This is a genomic window from Anaerococcus sp. HMSC068A02, assembly GCF_001811125.1.
GTDB lineage: Bacteria > Bacillota > Clostridia > Tissierellales > Peptoniphilaceae > Anaerococcus > Anaerococcus vaginalis_C.
In genome coordinates, this window is the sequence record NZ_KV803761.1 from 172689 (window position 1) to 186377 (window position 13689).

10 protein-coding genes and 1 pseudogene are annotated in these 13689 nt (G+C 30.5%); 10 read left to right on the forward strand and 1 reads right to left on the reverse strand.

Going from position 1 to position 13689, the window contains the following annotated elements:
* Positions 1 to 66 precede the first annotated feature (66 nt).
* Positions 67 to 2925: an insulinase family protein gene (locus tag HMPREF2782_RS06235; protein ID WP_070641680.1), complete on the reverse strand. Its 2859-nt coding sequence runs from the start codon at positions 2923 to 2925 to the stop codon at positions 67 to 69.
* Positions 2926 to 3095: 170 nt separating this feature from the next.
* Between HMPREF2782_RS06235 and HMPREF2782_RS06240 the strand changes: the two genes are divergently transcribed.
* From HMPREF2782_RS06240 to HMPREF2782_RS06285, 10 genes and pseudogenes are all read left to right on the forward strand, one after another.
* On the forward strand, positions 3096 to 4097 hold the full coding sequence (locus tag HMPREF2782_RS06240; protein WP_070641681.1) for a PTS sugar transporter subunit IIB: 1002 nt from the start codon (positions 3096 to 3098) through the stop codon (positions 4095 to 4097).
* A gap of 9 nt (positions 4098 to 4106) precedes the next feature.
* A pseudogene (locus tag HMPREF2782_RS09765) lies at positions 4107 to 4912 on the forward strand (PTS mannose/fructose/sorbose transporter subunit IIC).
* A gap of 8 nt (positions 4913 to 4920) precedes the next feature.
* Positions 4921 to 5850: a PTS system mannose/fructose/sorbose family transporter subunit IID gene (locus HMPREF2782_RS06250; RefSeq protein WP_070641682.1), complete on the forward strand. Its 930-nt coding sequence runs from the start codon at positions 4921 to 4923 to the stop codon at positions 5848 to 5850.
* On the forward strand, positions 5850 to 6218 hold the full coding sequence (locus HMPREF2782_RS06255) for a DUF956 family protein (RefSeq protein WP_070641683.1): 369 nt from the start codon (positions 5850 to 5852) through the stop codon (positions 6216 to 6218). Before HMPREF2782_RS06250 ends, HMPREF2782_RS06255 begins: the two co-directional genes overlap by 1 nt.
* A gap of 421 nt (positions 6219 to 6639) precedes the next feature.
* Positions 6640 to 8700, forward strand: coding sequence for an elongation factor G (fusA, locus tag HMPREF2782_RS06260; RefSeq protein ID WP_070641684.1), 2061 nt, complete (start codon positions 6640 to 6642; stop codon positions 8698 to 8700).
* Positions 8701 to 8726: 26 nt separating this feature from the next.
* Positions 8727 to 10718, forward strand: coding sequence for an alpha-amylase family glycosyl hydrolase (locus HMPREF2782_RS06265; RefSeq protein ID WP_019118882.1), 1992 nt, complete (start codon positions 8727 to 8729; stop codon positions 10716 to 10718).
* Positions 10718 to 11236, forward strand: coding sequence for an SGNH/GDSL hydrolase family protein (locus HMPREF2782_RS06270; RefSeq protein ID WP_019118881.1), 519 nt, complete (start codon positions 10718 to 10720; stop codon positions 11234 to 11236). Before HMPREF2782_RS06265 ends, HMPREF2782_RS06270 begins: the two co-directional genes overlap by 1 nt.
* Positions 11229 to 12104 carry a mechanosensitive ion channel family protein gene (locus tag HMPREF2782_RS06275; protein ID WP_019118880.1) on the forward strand — a complete coding sequence of 292 codons (876 nt, stop codon included), beginning with the start codon at positions 11229 to 11231 and terminating at the stop codon, positions 12102 to 12104. Before HMPREF2782_RS06270 ends, HMPREF2782_RS06275 begins: the two co-directional genes overlap by 8 nt.
* On the forward strand, positions 12091 to 12315 hold the full coding sequence (locus HMPREF2782_RS06280) for a DUF951 domain-containing protein (protein ID WP_004839914.1): 225 nt from the start codon (positions 12091 to 12093) through the stop codon (positions 12313 to 12315). The genes HMPREF2782_RS06275 and HMPREF2782_RS06280 overlap by 14 nt, the downstream gene beginning before the upstream one ends.
* 19 nt (positions 12316 to 12334) lie before the next feature.
* A complete protein-coding gene (locus HMPREF2782_RS06285) occupies positions 12335 to 13654 on the forward strand; it encodes a glutathionylspermidine synthase family protein (protein WP_019118878.1) in 1320 nt (439 codons plus the stop codon).
* Positions 13655 to 13689 lie beyond the last annotated feature (35 nt).

Genomic DNA, 13689 nt, shown 5'->3' on the forward strand with positions numbered 1-13689 from the left:
TATCTTAATATTTATTTAATATACAAATAGTAAAAATTAAATAAATTAATAATAAAATCAGGATGTTTAAGAATCTAAATCTATTATTTTATCAAAATAATTTTCATTTTCCCTCAATTTTTCCCTATTTCCAAAAACTGTAAGATTGTTTTTGTCCAAAATATTTTTGTAGTCATCTTTCAAAGTAATTATATCATCTAATTTAGCATTTTTTATATCAAGAAGTTTTTCTTCAAGCTCTTTATAAGAAAATCCTTGCAAATATCTTATAAAATCCAAGGAAGTCTTGGCTTGAAGAGATTGAGGTTTTAAATATGAACCCATTTTTGAAATTTTTTGGTTTTTCAAATCATTTGAATCAAGTTTTAAGTTTTCTAAAATTTCTGGGATTTTTTTATAATTTTCTACAGTTTCTTTTATATGAGGGTCCCTGTAAGAATATGTTCCAATATTTCCATACTTATCAACCATTAGACCTGCCCCATAAGCTCCTCCTTTTGCACGAATTAAATCGTGAAGGTAAGGATTTGAAATAATTGATGAGGAAAGAGCCAAAAGATTTAATTTCTTGTCAGAAAATTCTTTTAAATCTGCCCCCATAGACACATAATTTACATTTGCATCAGATAAAATTCCTTCCTTATAATAGGACTTTTGAAAATCTATTTGAGCTCTTTCTTTTTCTATCTTTTCAAGGTCTGAAAATTCTTTCTTTACATAAGCCTTAACTTTTTTATAATCTTCATTTGATCCTGTGATATTTATTAAAAGATTTTTTGAAAAAATTTCTTTATACAAATCTTCTAATTTTTCCTTAAACTTATTGAAATCTTCTTCTACATCTTTGGAAATTTTCTTTATAAATTCATAATAACCAAAGCCATTTAGCTCATCTTTGATGTATGAAAGTTTATCAAAATGTGAAAATGAACGGGTAAGGGCAAGGCTATGACCAGAATCATACATATTCATTTCAAATAAAGCTTTAATTTGTTTTAAAATATCATTAATTCTTTTTTCATTATCAAAAACAGATTCATTCATTATTTCTTTTACAATTTCTAAAGATTTTTCGTACCTATCTATAGTAGTTTTAAAGGAAATTTTTATAAAATTATTAATTTCCCCGTCCTTATTTTTTATATTTTGAATTGTAAAATTAAGACCTGCCATATTTATTGGAATTAAATCATCCAAATTTTGGTAAGAATGTTTTTTTGTATCAATTGAGCCCAAAAAGTCTGAAATCAGACAAAGGTATTTGAGATTTTCAAGGTTAAGGTGGTTTATATCAAAGAAAAATTCATTATAAATCATCCCTGCGCTGTCAAGATCGTGGTAGATAAATTTAAAATCATCATCTTCAATTTGCCTTGGAACTTTTTCGATATCAAGGTCTACATCACTAATTTCAAGAGTTGGAATACTAGCCTTATCTTCTTTTGAATCTTCTTTTTCTTGGAAGGCTTTTAATTTTTCTTCCTTTTCCTTTAATTTATCAATCTGATCTTTTGATAAGGAATTTTTCAAATTTTCCAAATCTTGGTCGATTTTTTCTTCAATATTTTTGAAATAATCCTTATCCGGTTTTGCCACAAGAACTAGTTTAGTCTTGTTATTTATAAAATATTTTTGAACCTGTTTTTCAAAATAATCAGTTTCAATCAAATCACCCAATTCGTTTATATAGTCAATTAAATTTAGGCTATCAAAAATTTCATTATCCAGATTGTGCATGAGTATATATTCAATTCCTTTTGAAGCTGAATTCATTTGCTCTCTTTGAGAAAAATCAAAAAGAGCGTGGGCAGCTTTTAGGGAATCTTTTGGAATATGGTGGGCATATTTTTTAAGCTCTTCTTCAATAATTTCAACAAACTTATCTAAATTTTCGTAGGATGTGCCTTGAGCTGTAATTTTAATTGAGGATCTTTCTCCATAGCCAGTCCTTGCATAAAAACTTTCAGGTCCAATTTCCTTGTAAATTCTTTGAGAAATTTCAGAGGAATCTGAGTTGAAAAGGGCGATTGATAAGATTGCGTTTGCAAGTTGGTCTTTTATATTAGCTCTTTTATTTGTCAAAAATGAATATGTCAGATATGATTTATTTTTATCCTCATTGTTTGATTGGAATCTTGTGAAAATTGGTTTCTCATAATAATTTTCACTAACCTTACAATCAGCAATGATTTCTTTTTTCTCATAATGGGACAAATATTCCTCATCAAGATTTTTTAAATATTTTTCAATATCCATATCCCCATAATAAAAAATTTCAGCGTTTGATGGGTGGTAAAATCTTTTGTAAAAGTCTAAAAATTCATCATAAGTTAATTTAGAAATATCATAAGGATTTCCTCCAGACACATATTGGTAGCAGGAGTTTTTGTAAAGATATTTATTTATTTCATTAATGATTATAGTATCTGGATTTGTAGTTGCCCCTTTCATTTCATTGTAAACAACGCCCGATACAGAAAATTTTCCATTTTCATCAATTTTTATGGATTTTCCCTCTTGTAAAAAAATTTCTTCTTTACCTAAAACTTTTGGATTAAAAACTGCATCCAAATAAACATCTTGAAGGTTGAAAAAATCCTTGTCATTTTCGCTTGCCACAGGATAAACAGTTTTATCAGGATAGGTCATGGCATTTAAAAAAGTTTGAAGACTTGATGCAATCATATCCATAAAAGGCTCTTTGGTTCTATATTTTTTTGAACCATTTAAAACAGAATGCTCCAAAATGTGAGAAATTCCCTTGGAAGATTCTGGTGGAGTTTTAAAAGCAATTGCAAAAGTTTTGTTTTTGTCATCGGTTTTTATATAATTAATTCTTGCTCCAGATTTTTTGTGTTCATACAAAAAAACATCCAGACCAAGTTTTTCATATTTTTTATTTTTTATTAAAATATATTTTTCCATTAATAAATCCTTTCTTTATATTTATTACTACAACTATACTCTTAAATAAATTTCATCTCATTAATAGGAAAAAATTAATTTTTAAAAAAATATTTAAAAAATTTCTTGATATAGTGTAAAATAAAACTAGGTTTATTTAATAAATCAATTTAATTTAAGGAGGGAAGTAAATGATAGGTATTATACTGGCAAGTCACGGCGAATTTGCTCAAGGTATAAGACAATCTGGTGAAATGATTTTTGGAGAACAAGAAAAATTAGAAACAGCAGTTCTCTTACCTTCAATGGGTCCTGATGATTTAAGAAAAGATCTTGAAGAAAAAATCAAAAAACTTGATTGTGAACAAATACTTTTCTTAGTAGACCTTTGGGGTGGAACACCTTTTAACCAAGTTTCAGCTCTTATGGATGGAAATGAAGAAAAGTGGGCAGTTCTTACCGGACTTAATTTACCCATGCTAATTGAGGCACTTGGCTCAAGACTTATGGAAGAAAAATCACATGATCTTGCAAAAGTTTTATTAGAGCCTGCCAAAGAAGGAGTAAAAACTAAACCAGAATCCTTGATGGACGATTACAATAAATCTAATGCAAAAGATCAGTCAAAAGAAAATCTTCCAAAACATACTGGAACAATTCCAGAAGGAACAGTAATTGGAGATGGAAAAATTGACGTTGTTCTTGCAAGGATTGATACAAGATTACTTCATGGACAAGTTGCTACAAGTTGGACAAAATCTACAAATCCAACAAGAATTATTGTCGTAAGTGATAATGTAAGTGAAGATGCTTTGCGTAAGTCAATGATAATGGAGGCTGCTCCTCCAGGAGTTAAGGCTCACGTTGTGCCAATTTGGAAAATGGCAGAAATTTTTGAAGATCCACGTTTTGGAGATACAAGAGCAATGTTATTATTTGAAACACCACAAGATGCTCTTGAGCTTATCGAAAAAGGTGCAGATTTAAAAGAAATAAATCTTGGATCTATGGCTCACTCACAAGGAAAGGCTTATGTAACTTCTACCGTTTCTATGGGAAAAGAAGATGTTGAAACTTTTGAAAAATTACTCGACAAGGGAATAAAAATCGATGTAAGAAAAGTTCCAGCAAATCAGCCTGAAAACTTTACAAATATTATGAAAAAAGCAAAATCAGAACTTGGTTTGGCTTAAGGAGGAATTATGTCAGCAATTAGTATTATTTTAATTGTTATAGTTGCTCTACTTGCGGGTATGGAAGGAATCTTAGACCAATTTCAATTCCATCAACCAATCGTTGCTTGTACTTTGATTGGACTTGTAAGTGGACATTTAAAAGAAGGAATTATGCTTGGTGGTGCTCTTCAAATGATTGCTCTTGGTTGGGCAAATGTTGGAGCAGCAGTAGCTCCAGATGCGGCTTTGGCATCAGTTGCAAGTGCTATTATCATGGTTTTAGCTCTACAAGATGGCTCAGGAAATGTAAATAATGCAATAAATACATCACTGTTGCTATACCACTTTCAGTAGCAGGTCTATTTTTAACAATGATAGCAAGAACTTTATCAATTCCAATAGTTCACGGAATGGATGCAGCAGCAGAAGAAGGAAATTTCAGAAAAATTGAAGTTCTTCATATACTTGCAGTTTTGATGCAAGGACTTAGAATTGCTGTTCCTGCAGCAGCACTTTGTTTTGTTTCACCAAAAGTTGTAACAGGCGTTTTAAATTCTATGCCAGGTTGGTTAACTCATGGTATGGAAGTAGGCGGAGGAATGGTTGCAGCAGTAGGTTATGCGATGGTAATTAATATGATGAGTACAAAAGAAACCTGGCCATTTTTTGCAATTGGTTTTGCAGTCGCAGCAATCCCACAACTAACTCTAATCGGACTTGGTGTAGTAGGATTTTCACTTGCACTTATCTATTTAAAACTTAAAGAATCATCTTCATCAAATGGATCAGCTAATACTGGAGATCCACTTGGCGATATTATAAATGATTATTAGGAGGAAATATGACTGAAGTAAATGAAAAAAGAATAGAATTATCAAGATCTGATAGGATAAAAGTATTTAATCGTCATCAACTCCTACAAGGTTCTTGGAATTATGAACGTATGCAAAACGGTGGTTGGTGTTATTCAATAATTCCTGCTATCAAAAAATTATATAAAACAGATGAAGAAAGAAAATCTGCTTTAAAAAGACACTTAGAGTTTTATAATACTCACCCATATCTTTCAAGCCCAGTAATGGGAGTTACTCTTGCTATGGAAGAAGAAAAAGCAAATGGAGCTCCTATTGAAGATAAAACAATAAACTCTGTTAAAGTAGGAATGATGGGACCTTTGGCAGGTGTTGGTGATCCAGTTTTCTGGTTTACAGCAAGACCAATACTTGGAGCTCTTGGTGCATCAATGGCTTTAACAGGAAATATTATTGGACCAATAATATTTTTTGTATTTTGGAATATTATAAGAATGGCATTTGAGTGGAAAACTCAAGAATTTGGTTACAAAGTAGGAAATGAAATTACAAAAGATTTATCAGGTGGACTTTTAGGAAAAGTAAACTTGGTTGCATCAATTGTTGGTATGTTTATAGTTGGCGCTTTGGTACAAAGATGGGTAAATGTAACATTTACTGTAAACGTATCAGAAGTAACTCAACAAGCAGGATCATTTATTGATTGGAATTCTTTATCAACAGGTAGCAAGGGACTTCAAGAAGCCTTTAAGCTTTATAATCAATTAGGATCAGCAGGCCTTGATCAAGTTAAAGTTACAACCTTACAAGATAACTTAAACCAATTAATACCAGGACTTGTTCCAATGTTATTAACACTTGGAATTTGTAAATTATTAAAGAAAAATGTATCTCCAATTGTTATAATAGTTGCTTTATTTATAATAGGAATAATAGCATCTGTACTTGGAATCATGTAATGGTTCAAAGTCAAAATAAAAATGTAGACTTATCCATTAAGGGAAGATGCCTTAATGGATTTACCTCTGATGGCAATATAATGGTAGGCGATAAGGCCTTTGAATTCTATAATGAAAAAAATGTAGAAGATTATATACAAATTCCTTACAAGGAAATTTCCTTTGTGAGTGCGTCAGTTTTATTTGGCAAAAAAATAAATAGATTTGCGATTCATACAAAAGAAAGTGGCAATTTTATTTTTACAACAAAGGATAATAAAAAAACTTTGAGAGCTTTAAATAATTATATTGATTCAAATAAATTGAGAAGGTCTTTATCATTTTTTGAGGTAATAAAAAGAGGTATTAAAAATTTAATTAAAAAATAGGCTTGGATTTTTTCTAAGTCAGATCGTAAACAAACCCTCAAGCACGAATATCTGACTCCAAAAATTGTTGATTTCTAAATTTCAAAATTCTAAAATTGCAAACTCGAGCTACGCTCTCAAACAGTGCGATTTCTTGACGAATTTTGAAATTTGAAATCAAATCAATTTTTTACGTATGATATTCTTAGCATGAGGTTTTGTATACTTTTGAAACAATCTGGCTTGGATATTTCCAAGTCTTTTTTTATTGTAATTTGATATTTTAATAATAAGTTTGCCTTTGTATTTAACAATGAAAATATTTGCAAAAATAAATTATTTAATTTTGATAAAAAATTTTTAGTTAATTTAATAAAATGGGTATATAAATATACATAGAATGAAAAAATGTTTTCATCGACAAAACGGAGGTTATTTTATTATGAAAGATTATAAAACAAACAAATTAAGGAATTTAGCTTTAGTAGGGCATTCGGGAGCAGGAAAAACTTCCTTGACTGAATCTTTGCTATATTTTACAAAGGCTATTAACAGGGTTGGAAAAGTAGCGGATGGTAATACTGTATCTGACTATGAAAAACAAGAAATTAAAAGAAAAATTTCTATCCAAACCTCAATAATTCCTGTTGAATATAAGGATTACAAGGTAAACTTTATCGATGCTCCTGGATTTTTTGATTTTGAAGGAGAAGTATTAAACGCTCTTAGAGCAAGCGAATCAGCTTTGTTTGTAATTGATGGAGAAAATGGAATCGAAGTAGGAACTGAAAAATATTGGAAATATACAGAAAATATTTCTTTGCCAAGAATTATTTTTGTAAATAAATTGGATAAAGAAAATGCCAAATTCAATCAAGTAGTTAGTGACCTACACATAGATTTCTCCAAAAAAATAATCCCACTAACCTTAACCCTTGGGGAAGGGGAAAACTTTGAAGGTTTGATCGATGTTATAGATAAAAAAGCTTTTAAATATGTTGATGGCAAGGTAGAAGAGGTTGAAATACCTGAAATCAGAGTTGAAGAAGTAAATGCTGTTTATGAAGAAATTCAAGAAGTTGTTGCTGAAAGTGATGACGAGTTGATGGATAAATATTTCTCTGGCGAAAGTTTTACTGAAGAAGAATTTAAAGAAGGATTTAGAAAGGCAATTATAAATGGTAATGCTGTTCCTTTAGTTGCTGGTAGCTTGGAGAAAAATATTGGTCTTGATTTGTTGATGGATGTTATTACAAAATATATGCCATCTCCTGATCACAAGGCTGCAAATATTGGATTTAGAGTTACTGATGATTATGAAGAATTTGAAGTTAGCGAAGATAGTCCTTTTTCTGCTGTTGTATTTAAAACAATTGCTGATCCATTTTTGGGTAAGATTTCAATATTTAAGGTTTTATCTGGAGCTATTAAAAAAGATCAAAATTTCTATGATATAAGTAAAGACAAGGAATTAAAGGCTTCAAATATTTTCTATTTAAGAGGAAAAGAACAATATAAAACAGAAAAAATTGTTGCTGGAGATATTGGAGCATTTTCTAAACAAGATATTCTTCAAACTGGAGATTCTTTATGCACAAAAGAAAGTCCTATAGAATATAAGAAAATAAAATATCCAAGACCAGTTTTATATTATGCAATTGAGGCTGAAAGTAAAAATGATGAGGATAAAATCTCGGCTGCTTTGAAAAAATTATCAGAAGAAGATCCTACTTTTGAAGATAGAAGAGATGCTGAAACCCACCAAGAAGTTTTGGCAGGACTTGGTAATGTTCAACTTGAAGTTTTGATGGATAAATTAAAAGAAAATTATTCTGTTAATACAAAAATTGTTGATTTAAAAATCCCTTACAGAGAAACTATCAAGGGAAAATCTGATGTTCAAGGTAAACATAAAAAACAATCTGGTGGCGCTGGTCAATATGGAGATGTATTTATTAGATTTGAACCATGCGATGAAGAATTTGTTTTTGATGAGGAAGTATTTGGTGGAGCAGTTCCTAAAAATTATTTCCCTGCTGTAGAAAAGGGACTTCGCGATTCAATGGATGAAGGTCCTCTTGCAGGTTATAAGGTTGTTGGAATAAAAGCTACTTTGTATGATGGATCTTACCACCCAGTAGATTCAAACGAACAAGCTTTCAAATCAGCTGCAAGACTTGCTTTCAAAAAAGGAATTGTTGAAGCAAAACCAATTTTGCTTGAGCCTATAATGAAACTTGAAATTAAAGTTGATGAGAAGTACATGGGCGATGTAATGGGAGATATGAACAAAAGACGTGGAAAGATTTTGGGCATGGAACCACAAGAAGATGGCTCACAAATCATTTCAGCTCTTGCACCAGAAAGTGAAGTTTTAAAATATTCAATAGATTTAAGATCAATGACACAGGCTCGTGGATCATTCTCAATGGAATTTGATAAATATGAAGAAGTTCCAAAAGAAATAACAGAAAAAATTATTGAGGAAAATAAAAAAGAATAAAAAATAGTATAGAAAAGGGGCAAATAATGAAAGATTGGAAGATTTTGGAAATTGATCCTTGGATCAAGGATTATAAAAATGATATAAATCTGAGAATGGATGAATATGAAAAACAAAAGGCTAGACTTTTGAAAAAAGGCGAAAAATTAAAAGATTTTGCCAATGCCCACAATTATTATGGCTTTCACAAGGTAAAAACTGGATGGATTTATAGGGAATGGGCTCCAAACGCCAAGGGGCTTTATCTAATTGGAGATTTTAACAATTGGGATAGACACTCCCATCCTCTAAAGAAAATTAATGACGAAGATTGGGAGATTTTTGTTAAAGGAATTAGGACTATTCCACACAAATCCAGAGTGAAAGTTATGGTTGACTATGGAGAAAGCATCCAAGATAGGATTCCTCTTTTTGCAAGAAGGGTTGAAAGAGATGAAAATTTAGATTTTTCTGCAATTGTAGAAAATCCTAGGAAAAAATTTAAATGGACAGATGATAAATTTAAAATTAAAAACCACGATCTTCTAATCTATGAAGCCCACATTGGTATGGCTTGTGAAAGAGAGGGTGTTGGAACTTACAAAGAATTTGAAAAAAATATTTTGCCAAGAATTAAAAAAGAAGGCTACAATACAGTTCAACTTATGGCTATAGCTGAACATCCATATTATGGATCTTTTGGCTACCAAGTTTCAAATTTCTTCGCTCCTTCTTCTTGGTATGGAGAAAATGATGATTTAAAATCTTTAATAAATACTGCCCACGAAATGGGTTTAAATGTGATAATGGATTTGGTTCATTCCCATGCTGTAAAAAATACTATTGAGGGGATAAATCTTTTCGATGGAACAGACTACCAATTTTTCCATGAAGGCGATGAGGGAAATCATCCTGATTGGGATTCTAAATTATTTGATTATCACAAACCTGGAGTATGCCATTTTCTTCTTTCAAATATAAAATATTGGCTAGAAGAATACCACTTTGATGGTTTTAGATTTGATGGAGTAACTTCAATGATTTACAAAAATCACGGAAGAGGGGAAAGTTTTGACAACTATTCAAAATATTTTTCTATGAATACTGACATCGAAGCTATAAACTACCTTCAACTTGCCAATGAACTTATAAGAGAAGTTAAGAAAAATGCCATAACAATTGCTGAAGATATGTCAGCTATGCCTGGAATGTGCCTACCAATTAAAGATGGAGGAATTGGTTTTGACTATAGACTTTCTATGGGTATGCCAGATTTTTGGGAAAAGGCCCTAGAAAAACGAGATGAAGATTGGGACATGGGAAAAATGTGGTACGAGCTTTCAACTTCTAGACCATCCGAAGCTAGAATTTCTTATGTAGAAAGCCACGACCAAGCTCTTGTCGGTTCAAAAACTACGATTTTTAGACTTGCAGATTCTTCCATGTATTGGGATATGGAAAAAACAACCCACAATATCATAATTGATAGGGCGATTGCTCTTCACAAAATGATAAGATGGATTACTATATCTATGGGCGCTGAATCTTATTTGAATTTTATGGGAAATGAATTTGGCCATCCTGAATGGATAGATTTTCCAAGAGAAGGCAATAATTATTCTTTCCATTACGCAAGGCGTCTTTGGTCTTTGGCTGACAATGACCTATTAAAATACGATTGGCTTTTGAAATGGGATGAAAAAATGATTGACCAAATCAAAAAAAATAAGCAATTAGGAAATGATATTTTTAGGCTATGGCTTGATAATGATAGGAAAGTTATTGCCTACAGAAATGGGGATATAGTTTATATTTTCAATTTCCACCCACAAAATTCCTATGATTCTTTCCAAGTGCCAATCCACGATAAGGGAAAATTTAAAGTGATTTTGGATACTGACGATGAAAAATTTGGTGGACTTGGAAGAATTTCAAAAGATTTTATTTATGAATCCAAAAATTTAGAAAATACTGACTACGATGGAATTGAAATTTATATTCCATCAAGAACGGCCCTTGCCCTAAAGAAGGTAAAATAATGAGAATACTTGCTCTTGGAGATTCCTTTACCCAAGGTTATCTTGTAGAATGCAATAATTACACCCGCTTTTTAACTAAGGCGGGTTTTGAAATTATAAATTTTGGAATAAACGGTTCTACAAGCTCTGATATGGTTAAAAGGTATGAAAAAATCAAAAATAAATACAAAAATGTAGATTATCTGATAATATTTGGTGGCTCAAATGACTTTTTGAATGGGCAAAGTGTGAATCTTGCATATTCAAATGTCAAAAGTATATTAAATTTATCTACTGCCAGAAAAAATATTATAATTATACCGCCTTTAATAGAGGAGGAAGACTCTTATCCGATTTATGGATATGTAAATGAAAAAATAAATGAATTTGCAAAAAAACTTTTGGACTTTGATTGTTTGAAAGTTGATTCGAGAAAAATCAAGCCATATTATCTTGATGGTTTGCACATGGGGAAAATTTTTCACGAAAAGCTTGCTTGTGAAATTTTAAAAATTATAGAGGATGATATAAATGAATGAATTAGAAGATATTGAAAATATTGATAAGATGGTTGCAAAGAGCTCTCTTTTACCAGATTTTATGCGAAATAAAATTACTATAAATATTATTTCTGTCCTAATTGTTTTGTTATTGTGTTTTATTACATTAAAATTAGTTCATAAAATAATAAGAAAATTTTTTGAAAGAAACAAAAGCAAAGCAAAAAGAAATACAGCAAAACTTGAAACCCTATCAAGGATTTTTTATTCTATAATTAGGATACTTATAATTTTTATTGCCATAACTATGATTTTGGATATTTTTGGAGTAAACACATCAAGTCTTATAGCTACAGCAGGAATTGGTGGTATCGCCATAGCTCTTGGTGCTCAAACTCTTATTGCAGATTTTGTAAAGGGAGTTTTGATAATATTTGATGACAAGATAAGAGTTGGCGAATGGGTTTCATGCTCTGGAGTTGAGGGAACTGTCGAAGAGGTTAATCTTAGAATCACAAAAATCAGAGATTATAACGGATCCCTTCACATTATTCCAAATTCAAATATAACAAATGTCCAAAATTTTGATAGGGGAGCTCAAAAAAGTGAGGCATATTTTTGCGTATCTAATGATACAAAGCTTGATGAAGTAAAAGCGATGATAAAAAGCGTATCTCAACAAATAAAAACAACGCCAAAATACAAAAATGCTTTTGTAGAAGATTTGAGCTTTTTTGAAATACACGAATTTAAGGATTTCTCCTACACAGTAAGGGTGACATCCTTGGTAAAAGCAGGAATGCAATGGGAGATTTCAAGAAAAGTAAGAGAACTTATAAAAGAAGAGATGGAAAAAAGAAAAATAAAAAGTAGCTTATTAGAAGAGGAAATTTATGAAAAAATATAAATTAAACGATATAGTTAGCCTAAAAAAATCTCATCCGTGCGGAGAAAATAAATGGAAAATCGAAAGAATGGGTGCAGATATGAAGTTAAGATGTTTGGGTTGTGATAAGTTAGTTTGGCTAAAAAGAACAGATTTCGACAAAAGAATTAGGAAAATTCAAGATAAAAACGGGAAATTTGTATCGATAGTAAATTACAATCCAGAAGATTAGAGGAGAAAAAAAGGAATTAATGATAAACGACAAAATAAAAGAAGATTATATAAAAATAATAAACGAAGATTATAAAGATTATAGAAAAGATTACAAAAATTTGCTAGAAAAAAGAAAAGAATATGGAGCGACCTACAAGGAAGAAGTTCTACCTACCTTGTATGATGCGTATTTTTACGACAAAAAAGATTTCAAACTCTATGATGAAATGATAAATATTTTTATGTCTATAGTAGAAAAAGTCACAAAAGAATACCTAGAAAATGAAAATTACAGAAAATTATTCGACCTAGATCCTTTGACAGAAAAATTAATCCTAAAAGATCCAGGCTATGACATTTCAACACCAATAGCGAGATTTGACGTAATGTATGATGGCAAAAAAGACTATAAATTTTGCGAGCTAAACACAGACGGCTCATCAGCTATGCTAGAAGATAAGTCCTTGGCAGATTTGATGAAAGATTCCAAAGCTATAAAAAAACTAGAAGAAAAATATCAAATAAATCATATAAACCTACTAGAAAGTTTGGTAGATTCAATAGAAGATTTATATTTTTCAATAAAAGGCAAAAAAGAAAAAATAAACATAGCCATAGTCGACATAATAGAATTTGATAACATAGAATTTGAAACAATAAAAAAACTATTCCAAAAAAGAGGCCACAATTGCAAAATTGCAAACCTAAAAGATTTAGAAAGAAAAAATAATGGCCTATATATAGAAGATATGAAAATCGACTTAGTCTATAGAAGACTTGTCACAAGCGATTTAATAGAAAACAAAGAATTAGGAAAAAATTTAATAGATGCCTATTTAAATGACGAAATAATAAGCATAGGCTCATTTAGGTCAACACTTTTTTACACAAAAGATATATTTAGAATCCTAAGGCTAGAAGAAAGTCAAAAGATTCTATCAGAAAAAGAAAATGAATTTATAAAAAATCACATACCATATACAGAAAAATTAAATTACGAAAAAGACAAAGAAAAATTGGTAGCAAACAAGGACAAATATATACTAAAACCAATCCAAGGCTACGCATCACACGGAATCTACGTAGGAAAAGAACACACAAAAAAAGAATTTGAAAAAATCTTAGAAGAAATAAAAAATAAAAATTACATTTACCAAGAATATTACACAGTAAATCCTATGAAATTTATAAAAATGGAAAAAGAAAAAGCAAGTTTAGAAAACTTTTCATACGTAACAGGCCTATTTGCCTACAATAAAAAATTCATAGCACCATACATGAGAATAGGAAACGCAGCAATGATAAGTTCAGCAAGAGAATATTACGTAGTAAGTTCCCTAAAAATAAAAGAGAAATAAATTAATAAAAAAATATTTGACAATAGAAAAAAATA